The sequence below is a fragment of the Rheinheimera sp. MMS21-TC3 genome (assembly GCF_032229285.1).
GTDB lineage: Bacteria > Pseudomonadota > Gammaproteobacteria > Enterobacterales > Alteromonadaceae > Alishewanella.
The window spans coordinates 1,676,867-1,701,691 of sequence record NZ_CP135084.1; the positions used below are offsets into that span (position 1 = coordinate 1,676,867).

Here is a 24,825-nt window from a genome sequence, read left to right on the forward strand (position 1 = left end):
TCCAATGGCAAAAAAATTAATGTTTGCATGTGATGCAGAATGGTCGCATAACTTTGCACTAGGTAGCCTAAAGAAGTTAGCCCATACACCACTGTCAGCACTATGGCAGCAAACATTACCGGTTAAACCTATTACTGTTGCCGGAATACGGTTTGATAACCTTTTGGGGTTAGCAGCAGGTTTAGATAAAAATGCAGACTGTATTGATGCCTTTGGTCAAATGGGTTTTGGCTTTATAGAAGTTGGTACTGTAACGCCAAAAGCACAAATAGGTAATGATAAACCGCGTATATTTCGCTTGCCTGCTTCAGAAGCCATTATAAATAGAATGGGCTTTAATAATAAAGGTGTCGACTATCTGGTAGAAAATGTCAAAAAAGCGCGCTATAACGGTGTGCTTGGTATCAATATTGGTAAAAATAAAGATACGCCTAATGAGCAAGGTAAAGATGATTATATTCACTGTATGCGCAAAGTGTATATGCATGCTAGCTATATTACGGTAAATATTTCATCACCTAATACGCCAGGCTTAAGAGATTTACAGTTTGGTGATGCTCTTTTAGACTTATTGAACAGTATTAAAAATGAACAACTCGATTTACAAGTAAAACATGATAAATATGTGCCAATTTTTATTAAAATTGCTCCAGATATGGATCAGATAGCGGTTAATCAAGTCGCGCAAACCCTGTTAATGAGTAAAATGGATGGGGTTGTGGCAACCAATACAACTTTAGATCGTACTGCAGTAACAGGGCAATTACATGCCAATGAAGCGGGCGGTTTAAGTGGTTTACCCGTTAAAGCGAAAAGTACCGAAGTAATAGGTCAGCTACGCCAAGCAGTTGGTAAAGATTTTCCTATTATCGGTGTAGGTGGTATTCATGATGCTAGTTCAGCCGCTGATAAAATAACTGCCGGCGCTAATTTACTGCAAATTTATACTGGTTTTATTTATCAAGGCCCAGCATTAATTAAGCAGATCGTGACTAGCTTATAATGATCAAATATAGATCTGTATTTTTTATAGCCAATTAATCTTTAATATATTGAACAATATAGTGTTATTGTATATTGTGCTATTTTTAAACTGCAAGGATTTGCCATGTTAACGCCATCAGAATGTTGGCAATGGAACTATTGCCAACAACGAGACCGTTTATTACTCGATCTTAATGATGAGTTACAATTCTGCTCGCCTTTTAGTGCAGCGCAATTGGTGGCAAAACCTATGCAACAAGCCTTATCCATTACAGAAGCAGAAGCTTTTTGGGCAATAGATCACAGCCTGCAATCTATTGAGCTAAGTGATGCTGTACGATTTGAACTTTGTCTTACTGGGCTAAGTTGTGCTTTTTTACCGTTATTAGCTCATAAAAGCTGGCATTTTCAACAAGCTAGTGCTCATGTTGTAGCGCTTTATTCTGTTGTAGTGCTAAGAGGCATGAGTACCCAGCATGCGTTAGTTGTAGCTACTGATCAAGAATCTAGTACCTGTCTGTTACTAGACAGCATAACCACCTTATCGGGCAAAGTATTACCTCGGTTACATGTTGTTAGACTATTAAACAATAGAATTAGTCCGCTAACAAAAAACGATAAATTACGTTATATTGCTTAATAACAGTTAAGGCTTTCCCTACTGTTCAGTTCAGTCTAAAATAGTACTTTTCCTGCTATGCTGCCTTTATTATGTCTGACACTGCATTAAACCTAGATAAAACTAGTCAATTTTTCGCTCAATTACACCTTGCTATTTCTAATCAAAGCTTACAAAAACTCGTGCTAAGTAAATATCAAGGCGCTGAAGCTTTAAAGCAAGTGCAAGTGCGGCCTGTATTAATAAAGCAGCAAAGATTATTAAGTTTTACTTATAAATATCAGACTAATGATATTACTAAAAATCTGTCAGTTGATGCTGCTATAGCTGAAGTAACCGCTGTACTGGGTAACACTTTTTTTGCCGTACATCTTTTTACTACAACAAGTGAAACTCAATTAACTATTAGTAAAAAAGGCAAGTGTTTATATCAGCATAAATTGTTAGTTAAAGCCACAGCACAGCCTATAGTGCTTGAAAAACAGGCTATGCATAATAGAGAAAAAAAGCGCTATTTATCATTACAGCAACCCTATTTACAAGCTTTGGGTGTGACAGATGCTGAGCATAAATTAATTCCCGCTATGTCGAGAAAGTGGAAGCAAATTAATAAATTTATTGAAATTTTCTCAGTAGCAATTCAAGAAGCGGGCTTAGCACAGTATAAAGATTTACATATAGCTGATTTTGGTTCTGGAAAAGCTTATTTAACCTTTGCTATGCATGATTATGTTAGCAATAATTTATTAGCTACTGCTCAAATTACGGGTGTAGAGTTACGGCAATCGTTAGTTGATTTATGTAATAGTACTGCAGAAAGTCTGCATTTATCAGGACTTAAATTTGAACAAGGTGATGTAAAGCATTTTCAAGCTAAAGGTATTAACGTGATGATAGCCTTACATGCCTGTGATGTTGCAACCGATTATGCATTACATATGGGCATAGCGACCGGTGCTGAAGTAATAATGTGTTCACCTTGTTGTCATAAGCAAATTCGGCCACAAATTAAATTACCGCAGGTATTAGCGCCTATGCTGCAGCATGGTATCCACCTTGGCCAAGAAGCTGAAATGATTACAGACAGCTTAAGGGCTTTGCTGTTAGATGCTCATGGTTACCAAACTAAAGTGTTTGAGTTTATTTCGTTAGAGCATACCAGTAAAAATAAAATGATTTTAGCCACTAAACGCAAACAAGTTAAAGATCCTAGCAAAACCTTAGCTCAAATTGCGGCTATAAAACAGTTTTATGGTATTGAACAGCATTGTTTAGAGCAACTCTTAGCCGAGCAAGCTATTAGCGTTTAAAGTTAATCTAGCGCCATTGAGTTGCAAATAATTGCTGATACATATGCTCGGCATAATCATCTGTCATGCCAGAGATATAATCACAAATAACCCTAAGCCTAAGATTAACAGGTGCTTTTTGCCAGCGAACTTGTGTATTGGCCGGTAGCAAGCGTTGTGGATCTGATGCAAAAGCATCAAATAACGACATCAACATATTCTGACTACGAAAACGTGATTGTTGGATATCAGGCCGTGAAATCACACAATTATAAACTACTTTTTTTAAGCAGTTTAATAGGGTTTGTTCTGCGCTGGGCAGGGCGGCATTAAATCGAATTAACGGGTTAGTCGCTTGTGGTAAACTGGTTATTAATTCTACTGAGCAAATTAATAAATTAACCAAATAACCAATAGCTTCTTTACGCAAATGATGTAATTCACTAAACAAATTGCTGCTGATATTGTGTAAAGCCTCCTGAAACTCTGCTGGCAAGCTACTAAAGGTTTGTGCTGTATTAAGCTGCCATTGCTCTTGGCTTATATTGCCTAATACTATGGCATCTTCTAGATCATGAACGCCATAAGCAATATCATCGGCTAACTCCATAATAGATGCATCTAAAGATTTAAAGCGCGACTTAAGATAAGGGCTGCAGGCAAATACATCTACCTGCTGAAAAAGCTCTTTATCATAAGCACTCAGTGGTGCCAAAATCCAATCTAAAATATCAGCATCATCGGCAAAAATTGCTTTAGCTGGTTTCCAGGCATTTAGGCTTAGTGGATTAGTTTCAGCAGGGGTAGAATGCTGTAAATCGGGTTGTAGTACTGGATACTTCAATAAACCCAGCAGTGTACGGCGAGATAAGTCCATACCATGCTCTAAGGTATAAGGCTCAAGCTTAGCTACAATGCGTAAAGTTTGGCCATTGCCCTCAAAGCCACCGGCATTTAGCATTTTATAGTTTAAAGCGGTTTCACCGCCATGACCAAAAGGCGGGTGGCCAATATCGTGGGCTAAACATAATGCTTCTATTAAGCTGTGATCGGGCAATAATAGCTGTTGTTCTGGCTCTAGTTTACTTTTTAATTGATTAACTAAACCTGTGCCTATCTGAGCTGCTTCTAATGAATGGGTTAGTCGAGTACGGTAGAAGTCATTTTGGCCTATGCCTAAAATTTGCGTTTTTGATTGTAAACGGCGAAAGGCAGCTGAATGCAAAATTCTTGCTCTGTCGCGCTGCCAAGGTGTACGTAAATCTTTAGGCCGGCTTATTACCGTATTAGAGCAACGCTCTGACCAAACGAGATCTGTCATATATTTCCTTATTTACTCTCCTAACTAGACAATTTGATATTACGTTAAAGCTGGCTAAAGTTCGAGCAAAAGGAGTCGACAATTAATATCAATTACTGTATAAAAGAACAGTTAACTTAATAAGTGGGGAATAGCATGGCAGTTATTATTAAATATGTAGTCGAGCGTAATGGGGTGGAGAAGATGACTTTTACTTCTAAAGCAGAAGCAGATGCGTACGATAAAATGTTAGATACAGCAGATGAGCTAACAGAATTATTAAGTGCCAGTCAACTGATTACCGATGAGCAACAAGTTGATGCTTTAGCTTTATATTTAGCCCAAAATAAAGATGATGTATTAATTGCCTTAGGTGCCAAAAAAAGGCCTAGCAACAAAACTAAAGCTGTAGCTAAAGTAACTAGTGAAGAAGTAGCTACTGATGTTAAAGCTAAACTTAAATCAGCTGCAAAAGAAGTAGCATAACAATATAATTATTGCTGAACTAGGGTTGCAGCTACTTAAGCTGCAACCCATGCTGTCACTTGTCACTTGTCACTTGTCACTTGTCACTTGTCACTTGTCACTGCTACTTGTTCTATAACCTTACTTTTTTGTTTAGCCCAATATAAGGCTAAATCACGTCTTACTTCTGGCAATAACATATATAAAGCTAAGATATTAGGCACTGCCATTAAAAAAATCATAGAGTCAATAAAGTTAAAGACGGCCATAATATTCGGTACAGCACCAATAGATACTATTAAGCAAAATAATACTTTATATATTGTTGTAGATTGTTTCCCAGTACCAAAAATATAGCGCCAACCCGTTAAACCATAATATGACCAACTTACTACCGTAGAAAACCCAAATAACAATAATGCGATCATTAATACCCAAGGAAACCAACTAAATATTGAAGCAAAGGCGCTAGAGGTAAATTGCACACCATCTAAACCATCAACCTGATAAGCCCCGGTTAAGATAATTACTAAGGCTGTTATGGTACAAATAACAACAGTATCAATAAAGGGCTCTAGCAAGCCAACAAAGCCTTGGCTAATTGGGTTTTTAGTTTGAGCTGCGGCATGCGCTATGGGTGATGAACCTATACCTGCTTCATTGGAATAAGCTGCTCGTCTAAAGCCTTGAATTAATACACCAAGAAAGCCACCATAACCTGCTTCAGGGGTAAAGGCACTAGATACAATTAATGCAAAAGCAGCAGGGATTTCGCTAAAGTGGACATACATAACGGCAAATGCAGCAAAGAGATATATAGCACACATTAGTGGTACAAGTTTACTGGTTACTTTAGCAATGCTTTTTATGCCGCCTATAATAACTAAAGCCACTAGTGCTGCATAAATAGCACCAAATAACCAAGCGTTATTGAAGCCTGTAACAGTTTCAACTTGGACAAAGCCTTGGTTTACGTGAACAAAACCTGCAGAGCCAAAGATAACAAATATAGAAAAAGCAATAGCTAAAATAGAACCAATGACAGGCAAGTTACACTTATCAAATGCTGCTTTTATATAAAACATAGGGCCACCAGAAACGCTGCCATCAGCATTTATCTGGCGATATTTAACCGCTAGTGTACATTCTACAAACTTTGTTGACATACCAAGTAAGCCAGCGATGATCATCCAAAATGTTGCACCAGGGCCACCCAAACTAATAGCGAGTGCAACTCCTGCAATATTGCCGGTGCCGACAGTGCCCGACAAGGCTGTGGTTAAAGCCTGAAAAGGGCTAATTTCACCCTTTGCACCAGTGCTCTTATTGCCTTTTATTAACTTTATGGCATGCGTAAAACCGCGAATGTTAATAAAGCCTAAAGAAACAGTAAAAAACAAGGCGCCTAAAATTAGCCACACTAAGACTAAGGGCACATCAGTACCATTAATGTTAAAAGCAAAAAATACGATACTGGCTAAGGCGTCAGTGAGTTGTTCAAATAGCTGTTGGAAGTTAAAATTATTATTCATAAGTTATGCTTTAACCGTTGTATTATTTTATTGTCGATAAGTAGCTAAATTGCGCGACTGCAACGCGAGCAGAGTAAATTCCTTGAGCAGCGGATAAATTATGAATAACGTGCTTTAAAATCTCATCTGGTGCAGCAAAGCCAAATAAAGCAGGGTTACCAATATTCAATTTTAGAATACTTTGTCCTTCATCCTCCATTCTTTTTGCTTCTTTAGCTATGGGGCCACGAATGTCGTAACAGACCCCTGCTAATTTAGAGGATCGTAATATAGGTTGCATGATAATAAGCTGCCTTAATGATTTTACTCTATCCGTCTAGATAGCTAAAAGTTACAAGGCTATTTTTTACATAGTTTTACTAAATATGCAATAAATTTAATATGTTATTTTACAGAATAATTATTAAAACTAGCCTAATGCTGTTTTATGTCGTATTAGTTGACATATCTAGGTAAAATAAACGGTTATAGTTAAATGTGCTTTAGTCGTATATATAAAATTGCAGTGGTATTGGGAGAAAGATGTTTATCCGTAAGGTTATATTAAGCCTATTTTGGCTGTTTTTTATTGTTGCATTAATGAGTCCTTTTACAGAATTAGAATCGATAAAAGAACTTAATTCGTTAGAAGAATGGCACCAACCCAGCCGTCTAGCAGCTCTTAGTCAAGCCGATAAAAAGAAACTATTACAACGCCTTGCTTATACTCAGCCATTACCAGCAAAGCAGACGCTACCAGATTTTAATGCTTTTACAGACACAGCAGAGAAAAAAAAGGCATTTTTTGCCTATTTACGGCCTTATGTAAAACGAGAAAATGCCAGGCTACTTAGCCTAAGATCACAACTGTTAGAAATAACAAAAAAACAAAATAAAGGCCTAAAGCTAAGTATTACCGACTCTGCTTTTATTTATAGTTTATATGATGAATTTAGAATGGACGCGATACAAATAGATCAAACAAACTTAACTGAACTATTAAGTCGTGTCGATATCATTCCAGAAAGCTTAGTGTTAATGCAAGCGGCAAATGAATCAGCTTGGGGCACAAGCCGTTTTGCCATAGAAGGCTTTAATTTTTTTGGCCAATGGTGCTTTAGTGAAGGCTGCGGTCTAGTACCTGCTTCGCGTAATGAAGGGCAGTTTCATGAGGTTACTAAGTTTCGCAGTGCAGCTGCTAGTATTAGCAGTTATTTTTATAATTTAAATACTTTTCATACCTATCAATCACTGAGAGATATCAGAGTACAATTGCATAAAGCTAATAAACCCTTGCGTGGCGAGGCATTAGCAGCAGGATTAGGGGCTTATTCTGAACGTGGCGATGAATATATTGCAGAAATTAGCAGTATGATCCGATATAACCGTAAATTTTTGGAACAATAAAATGTACAAATTCTTTATGCTTGTGCTGCTATTTGCATTCCCTGCACAGGCAACTTTAATGATTAGCTACGATAGTTTGTATCGTAAAATGAAAACACTGCAGCAACCAGAATACAGTGATTTAACCTTAGCTTTTTTATTAACCAATACTGAGCGCAAAACTGAGTGTCGTTATATTGATTTACGCTTGATAAGTGATCTACATAATATCGAACTTTATTTATCCGCTAATGGAGAAATTAGCTTGCCCTTTGATGAGGCACTTAAAGACAGTAAAGCCAGATTAGTGTTACAGCAGGCAGATAATCATGCTCGTTGTGAGCTTACTTTAGTGCTACGCAGCAGAATGCCGTTAGCTGCAACTATCCAACAGCAACAGCTTATACATTATCAACAGCAATTTAGGTTAGTTTTAACGGATTTAGCCGGTAGCGTGAGTAAACGTTGGCTACCTGAAGTAAAAGGGCTAATAGCCGTATTTAGTAATACTGTTAATCCAAGTGAAATAGTTAGCCAATTATCGTCAGAACAACAAGCTGTTACTCAATGTAAACAGAATCGTTGTCAGATAGACTTAACGACAATAACTGCTAGTGAAGCACAGTGGACATTTGCAGAAAAGCCTGTTTATTTATTACCGCTAATGCAATAGTTAAAGTCAATATATAGCCAGTAAAAGGACTCTTTACTGGCTGAATACTTAAGTTAAGCGGTTGTATTAGTTTAAAGCTATATACTGTATATCTGAGACAGGCTCTGCGTCATCATTAGCTTCAAAACCAACTGGAATGGCAGAGATACTTGGCTTATCAAAAGCGATATCGCCCTCACTAATAGCGGTTTCTTTACTTAAATTAGCAAAATCAAATAAATTTCTATCCACCATGTGAGATGGCACTATGTTCTGCATAGATTGAAACATAGTTTCAATTCTGCCCGGAAAGCGCTTATCCCAATCTGTCAGCATCTCTTTTACCACTTGGCGCTGTAAGCCATCTTGCGAACCACATAAGTTACACGGAATAATAGGGAAAGCTTTAGCTATTGAATATTTCTCTATATCTTTTTCTTTACAATAAACTAAGGGTCTAATAACCACATGTTCGCCATTATCGCTAACCAGCTTAGGAGGCATAGACTTCATTTTGCCGCCAAAAAACATATTTAAAAATAGGGTTTCTAAAACGTCATCGCGGTGATGGCCTAAGGCAATTTTGGTTGCGCCTAATTCTTTAGCTGTACGGTATAAAATACCGCGGCGTAAGCGTGAACATAATGAACAGGTTGTTTTACCTTCCGCAACTTTATCCTTAACAATTGAATAAGTGTCTTCGTTAACAATAAGGTATTCAACTCCTAACTCGCTTAGATAATTAGGTAATACCTCTTCCGGAAAACCAGGTTGCTTTTGATCTAAGTTGACAGCAATGATGCTAAATTGAATTGGTGCAGACTTTTGCAGGTTAAGTAAAATATCTAACATAGTGTAAGAGTCTTTACCACCAGACAGGCAAACCATGACCTTATCGCCATCTTCAATCATATTAAAGTCGGCAATCGCTTGGCCTATATTACGCCGTAAGCGCTTATGTAACTTATTAAAACTATATTGTGCTTTGGTTTGCGCTGCGTGAGTCATAATTGTCAACCTAAATCTAAAATGGCGCACATTATAACTAAGGCAACGCAAATACCAAAGTATCCCAGCATTAAAACAGGGTTAAGTTTAGCTTTTCTGTAGTGGGCTAATAAAATCAGCTGGTTTTACTGCAAGAACATCACAGTCTAACTGGTCAATAACATGCTCTGCTGTGTTGCCAATAATTGCCGCTGAAAGACCAGTACGACCTATAGTGCCAATAACCACCATCAGGGCATCATACTCTTTAACAATATTAGGAATGGCATCCTCTGGCATGCCTTCAATTACATGGCATTGTTCAGCTGGTATATCAAATTGCTGGGCTAGTTTAGCGACAGAGTCAATGTGATGTTGCTTCATAGACTGACTGTATTCTTGTGGATTAAATTCGGGTATTTCAATGGCAATATTAACGGGAGTACCAGGGAAGGCATTAACCAAATGCACTTTAGCATCAAGCAGCTTTGCCACTTTAACCGCTTTACTAATAATACGTTGGTCAAGATTAAAGTGATGCTCCTGCTCGCTACCGGCGTGTACAGCCGCAATAATATTGCGGCGTTTAGGCCACTCATATTCTTTAATTAGTAATACAGGGCAGGGGCACTTGCGCAAGATATGCCAGTCAGTTGGCGTGAAAATCATCGACTTCAACACATCATGGTCATGGGTTCCTTTAACCACTAAATCAATTTGTTGCTCAATAGCGGCATGGACTATAGCTTCAAAAGGGCGATTATGCCAAACCACTAAAATTTCTATATCTAAATTATCGGTATTTTGCTTATTAATTAATTGCTTTATCCAATCTTCTCTATCAGTAATGACGGCTTGGCGCATAGCTTCACGCTCTGTACCAGATAGCATAGTTGTCAATTCATAAGAAAAGTCATATACCGCTAAGAACACTGTTAAGCGACAAGCTTGAAGCTTAGCAAGTTGTATTGCGCGATTAAGCGCTTTTTGTTGCTCAGCGGCAGGATCTAACACTACTAACACTTTGCTATAAGCTGACATCTTTGACTCCTAATCATAAAACACCTAATAGTATTTACTTTTAGTATAGCCACTCGTGTTACTTTTGCTGGTAAAAAAAATTGATATTAAGCTAAATTAGCACCGTGCAGATAAGGATGCCAGCTCGGTTAACTGGTTGAGATTAATAATTTTAATTAATTTACCGTCAACAGCGATAAGTTGTTCTTTATTTAACTTACTTAATAAACGACTAACTGTTTCTACGGTTAAGCCTAAGTAGTTGCCTATATCACTGCGGGTCATGGTTAGCCTAAACTCTGTACCAGCAAAACCTCGACTAGCATAACGTTGCGATAGTTGTTTAATAAAGCTTGCGAGCTTTTGTTCAGCAGACTTATGATTTAACAACAGCATCATTTGTTGATCTGCTTGAATATCTTGGCTCATCAAGCGCATCATTTGTTGTCTAAGCCTAGGAAGTTGGCCTAATAATACATCTAGATTAGTGAGAGGGATCTCGCATACCATAGCTGTTTCTAAGGCTTCTGCATAACTTGGATGATGTTGGCTATTAAAAGCATCAAAGCCAAGAATATCACCAGGTAAATGAAAGCCCGTAATTTGTTGTTCACCTTGATTGGTTAGGGTAAAAGTTTTAAACGTACCAGAACGTACAGCAAATAAGGATTTTTGTGGCATACCTGCTTCAAATAGCATATTGCCTTTATGAAATGGTTTTTTGCGTTGAATAATATCGTCAAGTTGGCTCATTTCAATTTCATTTAATGAAAAGGGTAAACATAACTGACTAAAACCACAGTCCTGACACTTTAATACAGACTTTTGCATGCTAGCCCCTTAGAAATTCACCTAGGTTATAAGACTAAATAAATAGACGTGCCGCTGCAAGCCATATTGTATAAACACCATAACAGGCTAATATAAATGCTGTTATGTATCTTAGGGTTAAATTGTTTTTTATCTGAGTTAACTTTTGTGCAGCAATACCTGAGAGTAAGATAGCCGGTAGAGTGCCTAAACCAAAAGCAAACATCACCATAGCTCCCGAGCTAGCACTACCGCTTACTAAGCTCCAACTTAAGGCACTATAAACTAAGCCACATGGTAGCCAGCCCCAACATAAACCATATAAATAAGCTTTTTTAGTCGAGTCTAAGGGTAAACAATGTTTAGTAAGAGGTTGAATATGGCGCCAGATCCCTTGGCCTAGTTGTTCTAATTTAAGCAAGCCAAACCAAAGTTTACTGATGTAAAGTGCCATAGCAATTAATAAGCAACCTGCTATTAAGCGCAACCATAACATAGAGCCACCAGCAACTTGCATAGCACTAGCGCCAAAATAACCAACAGCAGCGCCAAATAAGCTATAAGTAGACAGCCGGCCCAAACTCAATATAAATTGTAACCAAAGCCTTCGTTTCAGATTTGCGTTTGGCATTGCTAGTTGTAAGGCGGCGACTATACCACCGCACATGACTAAACAGTGGCCACTGCCTATAAAGCCGATTGCTATAGCCGCAATCAGATCACTATTCATTAATTATTCGACTGCTTGTTATTAGCAGTGCTCTTAGTAGCGGTATTGTTTTTGGGTTTTATGTCTGCGTTGTTATCATCAAATAAGATACTAAAACCTTGTTTTTCAAGATCATCAAATTGGCCTTTACGTACTGCCCAAAAAAATACCGTTAAACCAAACACAACAAAAACAATGGCAATTGGAATTAAAATGTAAATTACATTCATTTTTTTAATAGCCTTAAAGAGTTTGATACAACTAACAATGAGCTAAAGGACATACCTAGTACTGCGATATAGGGTGAAACAAAGCCGGCAACAGCTAAGGGTATTATAATGAAATTATAGCCAACAGCCCACGCAAGGTTTTGTTTAATTCGCCGTTTAGCAATAGTACTGCCCGTTAATAAAGTCGATAACAAACTAAGATCGGGTTTTAATAATACCACATCTGCTTGGTTTTTAGATAAGTCTGTGCCGGACTCTAGTGCAACAGAAACATGAGCGGCATGAAAAGCGGGGCTGTCATTAACACCATCACCTAACATCATAACCTTATGGCCTTGGGTAACTAAATTTTGAATTTCTGACACCTTTTGTTCAGGTGAGCAGCCTTTAAACATGAGGTCAAAACCCAGTTGTTGTTGTAATTGTTCGGCTTGGCTAGAACTATCACCGGTTAACATAATTAATTGATAATTATCTGCTTTAAGCTGTTTTAATAAGGCTGGGATTTCAGGACGCAGCGCATCTTGCAGGCTAATGCTAGCTATTAAACGCTGCTCTATACTGACATATACCATAGCATCAGAATAAATATCGACATTACAGAATTTAGCACTGCCTACTTTAATCTGTTGCTGTTGATAAATAGCACTAATACCGCCACCAACAGTGATATTAATGTCTGTTAAATTAAGAGGCTGCACATAATGTTCAGCAAATGCCTTGCCTATAGGGTGTTCTGAATTCAGTTCTAGATTAGCAATTAAATTTAATAATTGTTCACGGCTGTAACTGTCGTCGATTAAATTAACCTGGTTTAGTGAAAATTGACCCTGAGTTAAGGTACCGGTTTTATCAAAAACAATATGAGTAATTTCGGGCAAGGCATCTAGTGCTTCACTATTTTTAACTAAAATACCTTGTCGATTTAATTGGGCTAAAACACAGGTTACAGCAGTAGGCGCAGCTAAACTTAACGCGCAAGGGCAGGTTGCAACCAACACGGATAAGGTAACCCAAAATGCCCGATCGGCATCTAACCAAAAATACCAAAGTACAAAAGTTAACACCGCAATAATTAACAGCTTTTCAATAAAGTTTTGCGCCAGTTTATCGGTTTTTTGTAGTAAAGCGGGCTTTTGACTAAAAGTACGATACTGCAACGCAATAATTTGTCCTAAACGTGAACTGGCTAAGCCGGAGCTAACTTTAACTTGTAGCAAACCGTTATGATTTAAACTGCCCGCTAGTACAGTGTCATGACAAGATTTATCTATAGCACGATATTCACCAGTTAGCATTGACTCATCAACAGTACTGTTACCACTAACGACTTGACCATCTGCAGCTATAGTTTCGCCTGGCCTAACTAAAATTATATCGTTAGGATTTAAGCGCTTGGCAGATACAATACTAGGCTCACCTGCAACCATTAAAGTGGCGCTTATTGGCATGATTTTTAATAAATTACTGGTGGCATCTCGTGCTTTTGCTCTAGCGCGGTATTCAAAAAACTTGCCTAGTTGCAATAAAAAGGTAAACATACACACCGATTCAAAATAGACTTCACCGGTATTAAATATAGTGGCATAAGCTGAAGCGCCAAAAGTATAGTAAATAGCTAAGCTTACTGGCACATCCATATTTAACTGACGGCTTTTTACACTGCGCCATGCACTATGTAAAAAAGGCACTGCAGCATAAGCCACTACAGGTATAGTTAGTAATAGACTAATCCAGCGTAAATAACCTTGATGTGATTGTTCAATACCAGTGTAGTCACCAAAGTATAAACCAAAGGCTATCGTCATTACCTGCATCGAGATAATGCCAGATACCGCTAAGCGTTTTAAATAAAGATTAAGTTCTTGCTTAAAACTTTGCTCTTCTGCATCAGCAATAAAAGGGCTGGCTTTATAGCCTATGTTTTGTAGAGCTGTGATTATATGGCTAAGCGGCAAGCTGTCGGCTTGCCAAAGTAAATAACAACGTTGAGTAGTAGAGTTAACATTTACTTTGGCTACCTCAGAAAATTGGCGTAACTGTTTTTCAATTAACCAAGCACAAGCAGCACAACTAATACCTTCAATAGATAATTCAATTTCTGTTAAATCGCCATGCAGCTGGCTAATATCGGCAAGTACATCAGCAGAGTCATAATGCTCGAGTTCATTTTTAATAGCATCAGGTAAGGGGATCGCTTTAGCTGCGGGTTCAGTTCTAAAGCGATAGTAGTCAGCTAAGTTACTGTCAATGATGGTTTGAGCGACAGCTAAACAGCCCGGGCAACAAAAGTCCCGCGCTATATCATCAAATATAAGCGTAAAATCAGTCCCCTCAGGAACCGACTCATGACAATGAAAACAGCGAGTAACACTCACAATATTGTCCCGTTAATAACCTAATTTAATTTCTTCGATAGAAGGTAGGGTTAAATTAGCGCGTAATTTCCACGCTTTTGAACTATCAGATACGACTAAGCGCCATTTACCATCTAAAGTGTGGGGGAGTGTGGCAACATAAAGTAATTGGCCACTGCGTTGAGCTTCAACATCAAAATCTTTAATTGCCATAGTGGGATGGTAAAAAGCCAGCTGCATTACATCGCCAAGAGTTTCATTTTTAGCGAAACGGATAATAATCTGGTTACCAGCAATTAATACTTTGCCATCTAAATTACGTAATTCAGCTTCACGATATAAGGCTAGCTGCTGATTAATAGCTTGGCCTTTTTTATAGTAATCATCAACCACTAAATCAGGTACATTACCTTGCATTAGCATTATAGTATGTGCCGCTTTTAGTGCAGTAAAAACAGGGATAGCAATTAATAGCCAAGGCCAAAACTGCTTATACCAAGGCTTTATTTCTTGCGGCATAACAACCTCATTAACTTAAGATAGTAATAAGCCCCATTATTGGGGCTTAACATAACAACTAATTACAGTAAGGTACTATTATTCAGCAGGTTTTTCAGGGTTAGCCAAACGGTACACATAAGCTGTTAAGATATGTACTTTATCTGCACCCAAGGTTTTTTGGAATGGCGGCATTTCGCCAAAACGACCTAAATGAATACTCTCACTTACTGCTCTGGCGGAGCCGCCATATAACCAAATATTATCGGTTAAATTAGGTGCGCCAAAAGGTAAATTATGGGCTAGGCTACCTTTACCATCCATACCGTGACAAGCAGCACATAAAGCAAATTTCGCTTTACCAGCATTGGCATCAACTTGATTAACTTCACGACCAGACAAGCTAAGTACATAAGCTGTCATTTCCTTAACACCTTGCTCACCTCCTAATGCCTCTGTCCAAGATGGCATAGCTGCTTTACGTCCAAACATAATGGTTTCTTTAATTTTGTCTGGAGTGCCGCCATATAACCAATCATTATCGGTTAAATTAGGAAAGCCTTTTTGCCCTCTGGCATCTGAACCATGACATAGCGAACAGTTTTGCAAAAATAAGCGCTGGCCTATTTTAATAGCATCATCATCATAAGCTAAGTCAATAACATCACGCTGGGCAAACTGTTGAAATATAGGGCCGTATTTTTCGGTAGCTATTTCAACTTCGCGATCTAACTGTACTCTATTACCTTCAGCTCTATTTAACTCAACCGCTGCACGAGACTCTTCTAAGCTTTTAATACCTTGGTTAGAGCTAGTCCAATTTAAAAGGCCTTTATAGTTACCCAAACCTGGATAAAGTGCTAAATAAAACACCGACCAAATAATGGTTAAATAGAATAAGTAAGTCCACCAGCGAGGTAGGGGATTATTTATTTCTTGAATACCGTCAACAATATGATCGGTCGCTTCACCTTCAGGTACGTTTACGTAGTTTTTAAGGCTCCACGTTAGTAGCCAAAAGCAACCAATAATAACGGGTAAGGTTAATACTATGACCCAAGCACTCCAAAAGCTACTCATGATCTAACTCCTGTTTGGTTTCTTGTTGTTGTTTTTGCGCTTCATCGCCGAAAACTAAGTTCGCAGCTTGATCAAAATCTGATTTGCGTTTTAAGACAAAAGTCCAAACGACAAAAGAGATAAAAGCAACAAACAAAATTACCGTGTAAATACTGTGAATATCTGCATATGTCATAGTGATTACTTCAAATGTGTGCCAAGTGATTGTAGATAAGCGATTAAGGCTTCCATTTCTGTTTTACCTTTAACTGCGTCTACTGAACCTGCAATATCTTCATCCGTATAAGGCAAGCCTAACTGACGCAATACTTCCATCTTTTTAACGGTATGCTTACCATCTAATAAGTTGGTTTCTAACCACGGAAACCCTGGCATATTTGATTCAGGTACTACAGAGCGAGGGTCAACTAAATGGGCATGATGCCAGTCATCACTGTAACGTTCGCCAACACGAGCTAAGTCTGGACCAGTACGCTTAGAACCCCACAGGAAAGGGTGATCCCAAACGCTTTCACCAGCCACAGAGTAGTGACCATAGCGCTCAACTTCGGCGCGAAATGGTCTAATCATTTGGCTATGACAACCGACACAACCTTCGCGGATATAAATATCCCGACCTTCCAGTTGTAACGCTGTATAAGGCGTCATACCTTCTACAGGTTGGGTCATTTCGTCAATAAACAATAATGGCGTTAAGGATACTAAAGTACCAAATGAAATGGCCACACAAATTAAAACTGTAAGTAAGCCAACACTTTTTTCAATCTTTTCATGATAATTTTTAGACATGCTTTACCCCTTACGCAACTGCTGGCACTGGTTCGGCCAAACTTTCTTTAGATGCACGGATAGTTTTAAATACGTTGTATGCCATTATCAACATACCGGCAACAACAAATACACCGCCAACAAAGCGCATAAAGTAAAATGGCATAGTTGCTTCAAGACTTTGGACAAAGCTATAAGTTAAGGTACCGTCAGTATTTACAGCACTCCACATCATGCCTTGGGTAATACCTGAGATCCACATGGCTACGATATACAACACAACACCTATAGTATGTAACCAGAAGTGAGTGTTAATTAAAGAGGTGCTAAACATACGAGTTTTATTATATAACACCGGAATAAGGTGATAGATAGCACCGATAGAAATCATAGCCACCCAACCTAAAGCACCCGAGTGAACGTGACCTACAGTCCAGTCAGTGTAGTGAGATAAAGCATTAACCGATTTAATTGCCATCATTGGGCCTTCAAAGGTAGACATACCATAGAAAGACAATGAAACAATTAAGAAACGTAAAATAGGATCAGTTTTAAGTTTATGCCAAGCACCAGATAAAGTCATAATACCGTTAATCATACCGCCCCAGCTTGGTACGAATAAGATAACCGACATCACCATACCTAAAGATTGAGTCCAATCTGGCAGCGCTGTATAAATTAAATGGTGCGAGCCTACCCAAATATATAAGGCGATCAAGGCCCAGAAGTGAACGATTGATAAGCGGTACGAGTAAACAGGGCGACCAGCTTGCTTAGGTACGAAGTAATACATCATGCCCAAGAAACCAGCAGTTAGTAAGAAACCAACCGCATTATGGCCATACCACCATTGCACCATAGCATCTACAGTACCAGCATAGATAGAATAAGATTTAAAGGCACTAACTGGAATGGCCATGCTATTAACCACATGCAAGGCAGCAATGGTTAAGATAAAACCACCGTAAAACCAGTTTGCTACATAGATATGGCTAGTTTTACGTTTAACTAAAGTGCCAAAAAAGACAATAGCATAAGAAATCCAAACGATAGTCAGTAAAATATCGATAGGCCATTCTAATTCTGCATATTCTTTAGTTGAGGTTAAGCCCATAGGTAAGGTGATAACGGCTGCAACTATAATTGCTTGCCAACCCCAGAAGGTAAACATTGCTAACTTCTCAGCAAAAAGTCGTACTTGGCAAGTGCGCTGTACAACATAATAACTGGTAGCAAATAAGGCACTAGTACCAAATGCAAAAATTACCGCATTGGTATGTAAAGGCCGCAGTCGACTATAAGTTAGCCAAGGGATATCAAAGTTTAATGCTGGCCAGTATAACTGGGCCGCGATAAAAACGCCCAACCCCATGCCAACAATACCCCAAATAACGGTAGTGATAGCAAAAAGGCGGACAACGCTATAGTTGTAATCAACATTTAACGATTTTGTCTGGCTCATGTTGAGTTCCGCTGAAGTTTGTGCTGGTTACTAAAAAGCTGCCTAGGCAACCGTTGCTATTAACCCTGCTTTTTTAATACAAAGTATTATAAGTAAGGTTATTCTGGGTATATATACTAAGGTGTTTAGGCTGAAAAAGATAGCCGAAACCCAGAATTTATGGCTTGAAATCAATATCAGTTTAGTAAATAGTCATTTGTAATGTAAATTTAGGCTTTTCAGCTAAAGCAGTTTACACTATCGCTAACATTCTAAATTTAAGGCTTATTATGCCAGCCATATATTTAGCCCTTTTAGTGGCGCTATTTTTGACTGCTTGTGATAATCGAATTAATCTCAACCAATCGCCGTTAACTCTGTTAGAAACGGCTTCGTTGCAATTAGTGTTAAATAATCAGCAGGCGCCAGTAGAAACGCCTCTAGAATTAGTGCTAACGGTTGCTATAGATGAAAATAAAACACCTGTTACTATTACCGCAGATATTGTCGGTGTTTCCATGTATATGGGCAAAATCCCTTTACGTTTTGTTTCTGTCACCAACCCGACAAAGCATACTGCGTTATATAAAGCAGAATTTTTGTTAGGCGCTTGTAGTGAACCTAATATGCAATGGCAACTAAATATGCATATTGTTTATAGTGATGGCAGTACTGAAACTAAAACCAGTAAATTTTATTCCAGTTGGTAATCACAAAAACTGTCGCTGTTAACTAGGCTAGGTAATATGCTTGGTTAAGTTAACAGCGTACAAGTTTCAAGTTTTAAATTAAAATTAACTTACAAATATTGTTTTAAAAATAAGCTGTTATCTAACATCCTATTACAAAATCCCCATTCATTATCGTACCATGCCATTACCTTCACTAAGCGACCTTTAACCCGAGTTTCATTAGCGTCAAAAATAGCAGACATAGGGTGATGGTTAAAATCAATAGAGACCAAGGGTATATCGTTTACTGCTAGCACTTCATTTAATGGTGCTGTGCTGGCAGCTTGTTTAATAATATTATTCACTTCTTCTACACTAGTATCTCTTGAGGCTAAGAAACTTAAATCTATTAAGGATACATTTAAAATAGGCACCCTTACGGCTAAGCCATCAAATTTACCTTCTAACTCTGGTATCACTAAACCAACAGCTGCTGCTGCGCCAGTCTTGGTGGGGATCATCGACATAGCTGCTGCTCTGGCACGACGCGGATCTTTATGGTGAACATCGGTCAGGGACTGATCATTAGTATAAGCATGAATAGTGGTCATTAAACCAGACTCTATTCCTAAAGCTTGATGTAAGGGTTGTACGACAGGGACTAAGCAGTTAGTGGTGCAAGAGGCGTTAGAAATAACTGTCATATCAGCGGTAATACTATGGTGATTAACCCCATAAACAATAGTCGCATCCGCGCCTTTAGCGGGTGCTGAAATTAATACTTTTTTGGCGCCAGCCGTTAAGTGGGCAGCCGCTTTAGTTCTATCATTAAAAGCACCACTGCACTCTAGTACTATATCTATTTGCAATTGCTGCCAAGGTAACTTGCTGGGATCAGCTTGGCTAAAGACTACAATTTTATCGTTATTAACAAAGATGTTATCAGCATCATGCTCTACCGTTGCAGCAAAAATGCCATGCGCAGTATCATATTTTAATAGATGAGCATTCATTGCTGTATCGGTAAGATCATTTATAGCAATTACTTGAATATCTTTATATTTATCATTTTCGTATATGGCTCTGACAATATTTCTACCAATACGACCAAAGCCATTTATTGCAACTCTAATTGACATACTGACTCCAATTAACGAACAAAACTTTTAAAAAGCAATACTGTAGTTAAATTACATTAAATATAGCGTTAAGCAAGATAAAGCCAGTAGTAAAGGCTAGTTTTTTATTAAGTGAGCTTAAGTCTGGCTAATGCCTTTTAATGCGTCACAAAAAGCACTTCTTGCCCTAGTTGTTAATACAATATAGTCGATTTAGCATCGGTTTAGCGCTAGAGTGTAGGCTTAATTGTTGTCATTTTGTATAATGACATGGTCTTAATCGCGTTGCTCAGGCTTTAGCGCATTGTTGTGAATATTACTAAGGATTGTCAGATGGCTAAGCCAAAATGTGACATCGGATTTATTGGTGCCGGTGTAATGGGCAAAAATCTTATTTTAAATCTAGCTGATAATGGTTATCGCGTAGCCGCTTTTGATTTAGACCATCAAAAGCTAACGCAATTATTGCAACAAGATAGTCAAGAGCGGGGGGAGCAGCCAGCAAGAATCATTGGCTGTAGTTCGTATACTGAATTGTTATCTTGTTTATCTGCACCCCATTTAATTATTTTATCTATACCGGCAGGTAAAGCGGTAGATGATGTTTGTTACAAGTTAATTGATGCGGGTATTGGTGCCGATGATATTGTTGTCGACACCGGTAACAGTTTATGGACAGACACAGTTGCGCGTGAAAAAGCCTTTGAAAGTAAATTTATTTTCTTTTCTACCGCAGTATCAGGGGGGGAAGTCGGAGCGCGTTTTGGTCCATCTTTAATGCCAAGTGGTGATCCTTATGCTTGGACACGTATTCAACCAATCTGGCAAGCAATAGCAGCAAAAGTAGATGCAGACACAGGCGAGCCTATTGAACGCTTTGAACCTGGCAAGCCCGTAACCGAAGGTGAGCCTTGTGCCGTTTATATAGGGCCTAGCGGCTCGGGGCATTATGTCAAAATGGTCCATAACGGTATTGAATATGCCGATATGCAGCTAATTTGCGAAGTGTATCAAGTTATGCGCGATACTTTACACATGTCTGCTGCTGAAGTAGCAGCGGTATTTAAACAATGGAATAAAGGTTTATTGCATAGCTATTTAATTGAAATTAGTGCCGAAGTTTTAGCCGCTAAAGATTCTGAAACAGGCTTGCCACTAGTGGATGTTATTCTTGACCAAGCAGCACAAAAAGGCACAGGGTTATGGACAGCTGTAAGTAGCTTACAATTAGGTAGCCCAGCGCCAACTATTGCCGAAGCAGTTTATGCTCGCGCTATATCGTCTTTAAAGTCTGAACGGGTTAAAGCCGCTACCGTCCTTGCTGGTCCAGCTGAAAATATTATTTCAGCGACAGAAAAACAAGAAATCATTCAATCATTACATGATGCTTTATATTGCGCAAAAATTTGTGTCTATGCACAAGGTTTTAATTTAATGAAAACCGCAGCTGTAGAACATGGCTGGAAGTTAAACTTTGCCGAGATAGCCAAAATTTGGCGTGCAGGCTGCATTATTCGTGCAGTGTTTTTACAATCTATTAGCCAAGCCTATCAGCGGGATGATGAATTAGAAAACTTATTACTTGATACGTTTTTCGCTAAACAAATATCTAAATATCAGCAGAATTGGCGCAAAGCTGTTGCTAATGCCACTTTAGCGGGTATTCCAGTTGCTGCGCTTAGTTCAGCTTTAAGTTATTACGACTCTTATCGTACCGCTGTATTGCCTGCCAACTTATTACAAGGCCAACGAGACTATTTTGGTGCCCATACTTTTGAGCGTACCGACAAGCCAAAAGGCCACAAGTATCATGTTGAATGGAGCTTAGCAAATAAACCTATGGTGAAAATAAAATGATTCAGCAAGCAGTAAAAATTGGCACACCCGGCACCAACAGTAGTACTAAAGTATTATTATTAGGCTCAGGTGAATTAGGTAAAGAGCTTTGTATAGAATTAAAGCGCTATGGTTGTGAGGTAATAGCCGTTGATCGCTATGCCAATGCACCAGCCATGCAAGTAGCAGATAAAGCTGTAGTGATATCTATGCTAGATAATGCGGCGTTAAGGCAACTTGTAATTACTGAAAAGCCCAACTTTATTGTGCCTGAATTAGAGGCTATTGCCACCTCAGTATTAGTAGAGTTAGAACAAAGCGGTTTTAAAGTTGTACCTAGTGCCAAAGCAGTAAGCTTAACTATGAACAGAGAAGGCATTCGTCATTTGGCAGCTGTAGAATTAAAACTGCCAACATCCGCTTATCAATTTGCCAGTGACAAAGCTGGCTTTTTTGCCGCAGTAAATAGTATTGGCTACCCTTGTATTGTTAAACCTGTGATGTCTTCATCTGGCAAAGGCCAAAGCTTATTGCGTGATGAAGCTGGTTTAGAGAAAGCTTGGCTTTACGCCCAAGAAGGCGGTCGAGCAGGTAAAGGCCGAGTAATAGTAGAAAGCTTAGTAGAGTTTGATTATGAAATAACCTTACTTACCGTTAACAGCATATCTGGTATTCAATTTTGTCAGCCAATAGGCCATCGCCAAGAAGATGGTGATTATCGCGAGAGTTGGCAGCCACAAGCTATGTCTAGCGCAGCATTAGAAAAATGTCAGCACTATGCTAAACAAGTGGTACAAGCTTTAGGTGGCTACGGTATTTTTGGTGTCGAATTTTTTGTTAAAGGCGATGACGTTTGGTTTAGTGAGGTGTCGCCACGGCCACACGATACAGGTATGGTAACGTTAATTTCTCAGCAACTTAGTGAGTTTGCTTTACATGCCAGAGCTATTCTTGGTTTGCCAATTCCTAATATTAAACAATACGGGCCAGCGGCCTCAGCGGTACTATTAGTCAATGGCCAAAGCACTAACATTCAATATCAAGGTTTAGCTAAAGCCTTAATGCAACCCGATACAGAGCTGCGCATTTTTGCCAAGCCAGAAGTGCAAGGGGAACGCAGAATGGGCGTAGCATTAGCCTTAGCTGAAGATGTGCAAACGGCAACAGCTAAAGCCTTGCAGGTAATTAGTAATGTTAGCGTGACCTTTAATGACTAAGCATTTAATAGCTAAATCTACAATAAGCTTTAACCGGCAAAATATTTGGGGTTTTGCTTGTTAGCTTTACAAAATGTTGGTTTACAGCTTAGCGGTAAAACGATATTAAATAATATAAATTTTCGGCTGAAAACGTCTGAGTTTATTGGCATTATTGGCCCTAATGGTGCAGGTAAAAGCTCGTTATTACGCTTAGTGCAGCGGGCCTTATTGCCTAGACAAGGCCAAATAATATTAAAGCAGCAAGACTTAAATAGTTACAGCCAAATTAGGCTAGCGCAATTAATCGCTGTGGTGGCACAAAATGTCAGTCCAGTGTTTGCTTTAACCAGCACAGAAGTTGCCAGTATGGGCTTATTGCCTTATAAAAGCTGGTATCAAACCACTACCGATCAAGACAGATCTAATGTTAGTCAGGCGTTAAGCACTGTAGGCTTAGCATCTAAAGCCAAGCAGCTAGTTGATACTTTGTCTGGTGGCGAGCAGCAGCGGTTATATATTGCCAAAGCCTTAGTTCAGCAGCCTGAGTTATTATTGCTAGACGAACCAACCAATCATTTAGATGTACTGTACCAACATCAAATTTTACAGCTAATCAGTGCCTTGAATATAAGTGTGTTAGCCTGCTTGCATGATCTTAATTTAGCCGCATTATATTGCGATAAATTGTTACTGCTAAACCAAGGCCAACAAGTGGCTTTTGGTAGCCCAGAGCAGGTTTTACAACCAGACCTGTTACAGCAAGTATTTGGCTTACCTTGTGAGCTATATCAGCATAGTAAACTAGCAAAACCTCAAGTTATGTTTTATCCCTGTCAAGTCTCAGTTGCGCCTGGGCAACAGGTGCTTTGAAAATGCTAAAAAATCATGCCAATGTGTTTTTTATCTTAATAAGTTTATTACTGCTAATGAGTATAATGGCTAGTTTATTGTTAGGTACGGTTAATATTAGCGTTATTGAGCTATTTAAGGTGCTGCTATCTCCAGCAACAAGCAACCACCTAACGAATTCTGCTCCGGTTGTTAATAGCATTTATGATACCGTTATTTGGCAAATTCGCTTGCCACGCTTGTTGAGCGCTTGTTTAGTTGGCGCAGGTTTAGCTATAAGTGGCGCTATTTTACAAAATATCACCCGCAACCCGCTAGCCGATCCTTACCTGTTTGGTTTAATGGCTGGCGCAGGTTTAGGTGCGACTATTGTTAGTATTGTATTGCCAGCACACTTTATTAGTATTGCCGTTGGTGCTTTTATTGGTTCCTTACTGGCAGTGGTAATGGTATTTGCTGTTTGTATTGGCAGCAATTGGCGCAAACCCGAGTTAAGCTTACTAGCCGGTGTGGCCGTGTCTTTTATGTTAAGTGCCATGACCAGCTTTATTTTATATTTTGCCGAGCCTTTTGCTGCTAATAGGGTAATATTTTGGTTGCTAGGCAGCTTAAGCCCAACTGATTGGTTTAGCGTAAAGCTGCTAGCACCCATTTTTGTGTTAGTTTTATTGTTAGCTTTAGCTTTAAGGCGCCAGTTAGATGCTTTATTACTGAGTGATGAAAGTGCCCAAACCTTAGGGGTAAATACGGTAAAGTTACGTTTAGTGCTTATTATAGCAACAGCTTTACTAACAGCGGCTATAGTATCGCAAAGTGGGGGTATTGCCTTTGTAGGCTTAATGGTGCCACATATTGCGAGGTATTTATTTGGTGTGACGGCAACAAAACTGTTAATAGCCAGCGCTTTAATAGGGGCTTTATTTATGATCTGGGTAGATAATCTGGCCAGAATAGCTTTACCGCAACAAGAAATTCCTTTAGGCGTGGTAACGTCTTTTATTGGCAGTATTTTCTTTTTATTTTTAATGCGTAACCAAGCAAAGTAA

26 protein-coding genes are annotated in these 24,825 nt (G+C 38.8%); 11 read left to right on the top strand and 15 right to left on the bottom strand.

Annotation, left to right across the window (positions count from 1 at the left end; genetic code table 11):
- Positions 1-4: 4 nt before the first annotated feature.
- The 3 genes from pyrD (at position 5) to RDV63_RS08360 (ending at position 2,913) form a co-directional block, all read left to right on the top strand.
- Positions 5-1,003, top strand: coding sequence for a quinone-dependent dihydroorotate dehydrogenase (pyrD, locus tag RDV63_RS08350; protein ID WP_409934828.1), 999 nt, complete (start codon positions 5-7; stop codon positions 1,001-1,003).
- A 105-nt stretch (positions 1,004-1,108) separates the two neighbouring features.
- Positions 1,109-1,624: a cell division protein ZapC domain-containing protein gene (locus RDV63_RS08355; RefSeq protein WP_313909041.1), complete on the top strand. Its 516-nt coding sequence runs from the start codon at positions 1,109-1,111 to the stop codon at positions 1,622-1,624.
- Positions 1,625-1,695: 71 nt separating this feature from the next.
- The gene (locus RDV63_RS08360) at positions 1,696-2,913 is read left to right on the top strand and encodes an SAM-dependent methyltransferase (protein WP_313909042.1); all 1,218 of its coding nucleotides are present in this window, start codon (positions 1,696-1,698) and stop codon (positions 2,911-2,913) included.
- Between the two features lie 7 nt (positions 2,914-2,920).
- Here RDV63_RS08360 and RDV63_RS08365 read toward each other — a convergent pair whose 3' ends face one another.
- Positions 2,921-4,213, bottom strand: a complete 1,293-nt coding sequence (locus tag RDV63_RS08365; protein ID WP_313909043.1) for an anti-phage deoxyguanosine triphosphatase — start codon at positions 4,211-4,213, stop codon at positions 2,921-2,923.
- A gap of 135 nt (positions 4,214-4,348) precedes the next feature.
- On the opposite strand from RDV63_RS08365, the gene RDV63_RS08370 reads away from it, so the two are divergent.
- Entirely contained in the window at positions 4,349-4,678 is a 330-nt protein-coding gene (locus RDV63_RS08370) for a YebG family protein (RefSeq protein ID WP_313909044.1), read from the top strand.
- 83 nt (positions 4,679-4,761) lie between these two features.
- On the opposite strand, the gene RDV63_RS08375 is transcribed toward RDV63_RS08370, so the two are convergent.
- Both RDV63_RS08375 and RDV63_RS08380 read right to left on the bottom strand, forming a co-directional pair.
- Positions 4,762-6,189: an alanine/glycine:cation symporter family protein gene (locus RDV63_RS08375; RefSeq protein WP_313909046.1), complete on the bottom strand. Its 1,428-nt coding sequence runs from the start codon at positions 6,187-6,189 to the stop codon at positions 4,762-4,764.
- A gap of 22 nt (positions 6,190-6,211) precedes the next feature.
- Entirely contained in the window at positions 6,212-6,469 is a 258-nt protein-coding gene (locus RDV63_RS08380) for a hypothetical protein (protein WP_409934829.1), read from the bottom strand.
- Between the two features lie 242 nt (positions 6,470-6,711).
- Between RDV63_RS08380 and RDV63_RS08385 the strand changes: the two genes are divergently transcribed.
- Together RDV63_RS08385 and RDV63_RS08390 are read left to right on the top strand one after the other, a co-directional pair.
- Positions 6,712-7,575 (top strand): glucosaminidase domain-containing protein, encoded by an 864-nt coding sequence (locus RDV63_RS08385; protein ID WP_313909047.1) that lies wholly within the window; start codon positions 6,712-6,714, stop codon positions 7,573-7,575.
- A gap of 1 nt (position 7,576) precedes the next feature.
- On the top strand, positions 7,577-8,227 hold the full coding sequence (locus RDV63_RS08390) for a DUF2987 domain-containing protein (protein ID WP_313909048.1): 651 nt from the start codon (positions 7,577-7,579) through the stop codon (positions 8,225-8,227).
- Between the two features lie 66 nt (positions 8,228-8,293).
- On the opposite strand, the gene ttcA is transcribed toward RDV63_RS08390, so the two are convergent.
- The 11 genes from ttcA to ccoN all read right to left on the bottom strand — a co-directional run bounded on the left by ttcA (position 8,294) and on the right by ccoN (position 18,127).
- On the bottom strand, positions 8,294-9,214 hold the full coding sequence (gene ttcA, locus RDV63_RS08395) for a tRNA 2-thiocytidine(32) synthetase TtcA (RefSeq protein ID WP_313909049.1): 921 nt from the start codon (positions 9,212-9,214) through the stop codon (positions 8,294-8,296).
- Positions 9,215-9,301: 87 nt separating this feature from the next.
- On the bottom strand, positions 9,302-10,234 hold the full coding sequence (uspE, locus tag RDV63_RS08400; protein WP_313909050.1) for a universal stress protein UspE: 933 nt from the start codon (positions 10,232-10,234) through the stop codon (positions 9,302-9,304).
- 96 nt (positions 10,235-10,330) lie between these two features.
- A complete protein-coding gene (fnr, locus tag RDV63_RS08405) occupies positions 10,331-11,044 on the bottom strand; it encodes a fumarate/nitrate reduction transcriptional regulator Fnr (RefSeq protein ID WP_313909051.1) in 714 nt (237 codons plus the stop codon).
- Positions 11,045-11,078: 34 nt separating this feature from the next.
- A complete protein-coding gene (locus tag RDV63_RS08410) occupies positions 11,079-11,753 on the bottom strand; it encodes a sulfite exporter TauE/SafE family protein (RefSeq protein ID WP_313909052.1) in 675 nt (224 codons plus the stop codon).
- Positions 11,753-11,962, bottom strand: coding sequence for a cbb3-type cytochrome oxidase assembly protein CcoS (gene ccoS, locus RDV63_RS08415; RefSeq protein ID WP_313909053.1), 210 nt, complete (start codon positions 11,960-11,962; stop codon positions 11,753-11,755). Before ccoS ends, RDV63_RS08410 begins: the two co-directional genes overlap by 1 nt.
- Positions 11,959-14,340: a heavy metal translocating P-type ATPase gene (locus RDV63_RS08420; RefSeq protein WP_313909054.1), complete on the bottom strand. Its 2,382-nt coding sequence runs from the start codon at positions 14,338-14,340 to the stop codon at positions 11,959-11,961. The genes ccoS and RDV63_RS08420 overlap by 4 nt, the downstream gene beginning before the upstream one ends.
- A 12-nt stretch (positions 14,341-14,352) precedes the next feature.
- Positions 14,353-14,838: a FixH family protein gene (locus RDV63_RS08425; RefSeq protein WP_313909055.1), complete on the bottom strand. Its 486-nt coding sequence runs from the start codon at positions 14,836-14,838 to the stop codon at positions 14,353-14,355.
- A gap of 78 nt (positions 14,839-14,916) precedes the next feature.
- Positions 14,917-15,897, bottom strand: coding sequence for a cytochrome-c oxidase, cbb3-type subunit III (ccoP, locus tag RDV63_RS08430; RefSeq protein ID WP_313909056.1), 981 nt, complete (start codon positions 15,895-15,897; stop codon positions 14,917-14,919).
- Positions 15,890-16,072 (bottom strand): cbb3-type cytochrome oxidase subunit 3, encoded by a 183-nt coding sequence (locus RDV63_RS08435; protein WP_313909057.1) that lies wholly within the window; start codon positions 16,070-16,072, stop codon positions 15,890-15,892. The genes ccoP and RDV63_RS08435 overlap by 8 nt, the downstream gene beginning before the upstream one ends.
- Before the next feature lie 5 nt (positions 16,073-16,077).
- Positions 16,078-16,686 (bottom strand): cytochrome-c oxidase, cbb3-type subunit II, encoded by a 609-nt coding sequence (gene ccoO / locus RDV63_RS08440; protein ID WP_313909058.1) that lies wholly within the window; start codon positions 16,684-16,686, stop codon positions 16,078-16,080.
- Positions 16,687-16,696: 10 nt separating this feature from the next.
- Positions 16,697-18,127, bottom strand: coding sequence for a cytochrome-c oxidase, cbb3-type subunit I (ccoN, locus tag RDV63_RS08445; protein ID WP_313909059.1), 1,431 nt, complete (start codon positions 18,125-18,127; stop codon positions 16,697-16,699).
- Positions 18,128-18,396: 269 nt separating this feature from the next.
- On the opposite strand from ccoN, the gene RDV63_RS08450 reads away from it, so the two are divergent.
- Positions 18,397-18,816 carry a hypothetical protein gene (locus tag RDV63_RS08450; protein ID WP_313909060.1) on the top strand — a complete coding sequence of 140 codons (420 nt, stop codon included), beginning with the start codon at positions 18,397-18,399 and terminating at the stop codon, positions 18,814-18,816.
- Between the two features lie 89 nt (positions 18,817-18,905).
- Here the strand turns inward: RDV63_RS08450 and gap are convergent, their stop codons facing one another.
- Complete coding sequence (gene gap / locus RDV63_RS08455; protein ID WP_313909061.1) at positions 18,906-19,916, bottom strand: type I glyceraldehyde-3-phosphate dehydrogenase; 1,011 nt, start codon at positions 19,914-19,916, stop codon at positions 18,906-18,908.
- A 312-nt stretch (positions 19,917-20,228) separates the two neighbouring features.
- Between gap and gndA the strand changes: the two genes are divergently transcribed.
- From gndA to RDV63_RS08475, 4 genes are read left to right on the top strand one after another with little or no spacing between them, the layout of a single operon-like run.
- Entirely contained in the window at positions 20,229-21,752 is a 1,524-nt protein-coding gene (gndA, locus tag RDV63_RS08460) for an NADP-dependent phosphogluconate dehydrogenase (RefSeq protein WP_313909062.1), read from the top strand.
- Positions 21,749-22,948: a formate-dependent phosphoribosylglycinamide formyltransferase gene (purT, locus tag RDV63_RS08465; protein WP_313909063.1), complete on the top strand. Its 1,200-nt coding sequence runs from the start codon at positions 21,749-21,751 to the stop codon at positions 22,946-22,948. The genes gndA and purT overlap by 4 nt, the downstream gene beginning before the upstream one ends.
- A gap of 57 nt (positions 22,949-23,005) precedes the next feature.
- Entirely contained in the window at positions 23,006-23,800 is a 795-nt protein-coding gene (locus RDV63_RS08470) for an ABC transporter ATP-binding protein (RefSeq protein WP_313909064.1), read from the top strand.
- Between the two features lie 2 nt (positions 23,801-23,802).
- On the top strand, positions 23,803-24,825 hold the full coding sequence (locus tag RDV63_RS08475) for an iron ABC transporter permease (RefSeq protein WP_313909065.1): 1,023 nt from the start codon (positions 23,803-23,805) through the stop codon (positions 24,823-24,825).

Excerpts from the sequence above, each read along its gene's own strand:
- uspE (WP_313909050.1), bottom strand. The coding sequence starts at position 10,234 with ATGTCAGCTTATAGCAAAGTGTTAGTAGTGTTAGATCCTGCCGCTGAG.
- ttcA (WP_313909049.1), bottom strand. The coding sequence starts at position 9,214 with ATGACTCACGCAGCGCAAACCAAAGCACAATATAGTTTTAATAAGTTA.
- RDV63_RS08365 (WP_313909043.1), bottom strand. The coding sequence starts at position 4,213 with ATGACAGATCTCGTTTGGTCAGAGCGTTGCTCTAATACGGTAATAAGC.
- ccoN (WP_313909059.1), bottom strand. The coding sequence starts at position 18,127 with ATGAGCCAGACAAAATCGTTAAATGTTGATTACAACTATAGCGTTGTC.
- ccoP (WP_313909056.1), bottom strand. The coding sequence starts at position 15,897 with ATGAGTAGCTTTTGGAGTGCTTGGGTCATAGTATTAACCTTACCCGTT.
- RDV63_RS08360 (WP_313909042.1), top strand. The coding sequence starts at position 1,696 with ATGTCTGACACTGCATTAAACCTAGATAAAACTAGTCAATTTTTCGCT.
- ccoO (WP_313909058.1), bottom strand. The coding sequence starts at position 16,686 with ATGTCTAAAAATTATCATGAAAAGATTGAAAAAAGTGTTGGCTTACTT.
- gap (WP_313909061.1), bottom strand. The coding sequence starts at position 19,916 with ATGTCAATTAGAGTTGCAATAAATGGCTTTGGTCGTATTGGTAGAAAT.
- RDV63_RS08410 (WP_313909052.1), bottom strand. The coding sequence starts at position 11,753 with ATGAATAGTGATCTGATTGCGGCTATAGCAATCGGCTTTATAGGCAGT.
- RDV63_RS08370 (WP_313909044.1), top strand. The coding sequence starts at position 4,349 with ATGGCAGTTATTATTAAATATGTAGTCGAGCGTAATGGGGTGGAGAAG.
- ccoS (WP_313909053.1), bottom strand. The coding sequence starts at position 11,962 with ATGAATGTAATTTACATTTTAATTCCAATTGCCATTGTTTTTGTTGTG.
- RDV63_RS08375 (WP_313909046.1), bottom strand. The coding sequence starts at position 6,189 with ATGAATAATAATTTTAACTTCCAACAGCTATTTGAACAACTCACTGAC.
- RDV63_RS08475 (WP_313909065.1), top strand. The coding sequence starts at position 23,803 with ATGCTAAAAAATCATGCCAATGTGTTTTTTATCTTAATAAGTTTATTA.
- RDV63_RS08380 (WP_409934829.1), bottom strand. The coding sequence starts at position 6,469 with ATGCAACCTATATTACGATCCTCTAAATTAGCAGGGGTCTGTTACGAC.
- pyrD (WP_409934828.1), top strand. The coding sequence starts at position 5 with ATGGCAAAAAAATTAATGTTTGCATGTGATGCAGAATGGTCGCATAAC.
- RDV63_RS08450 (WP_313909060.1), top strand. The coding sequence starts at position 18,397 with ATGCCAGCCATATATTTAGCCCTTTTAGTGGCGCTATTTTTGACTGCT.
- fnr (WP_313909051.1), bottom strand. The coding sequence starts at position 11,044 with ATGCAAAAGTCTGTATTAAAGTGTCAGGACTGTGGTTTTAGTCAGTTA.
- RDV63_RS08355 (WP_313909041.1), top strand. The coding sequence starts at position 1,109 with ATGTTAACGCCATCAGAATGTTGGCAATGGAACTATTGCCAACAACGA.
- RDV63_RS08390 (WP_313909048.1), top strand. The coding sequence starts at position 7,577 with ATGTACAAATTCTTTATGCTTGTGCTGCTATTTGCATTCCCTGCACAG.
- gndA (WP_313909062.1), top strand. The coding sequence starts at position 20,229 with ATGGCTAAGCCAAAATGTGACATCGGATTTATTGGTGCCGGTGTAATG.
- RDV63_RS08425 (WP_313909055.1), bottom strand. The coding sequence starts at position 14,838 with ATGCCGCAAGAAATAAAGCCTTGGTATAAGCAGTTTTGGCCTTGGCTA.
- RDV63_RS08435 (WP_313909057.1), bottom strand. The coding sequence starts at position 16,072 with ATGACATATGCAGATATTCACAGTATTTACACGGTAATTTTGTTTGTT.
- RDV63_RS08385 (WP_313909047.1), top strand. The coding sequence starts at position 6,712 with ATGTTTATCCGTAAGGTTATATTAAGCCTATTTTGGCTGTTTTTTATT.
- purT (WP_313909063.1), top strand. The coding sequence starts at position 21,749 with ATGATTCAGCAAGCAGTAAAAATTGGCACACCCGGCACCAACAGTAGT.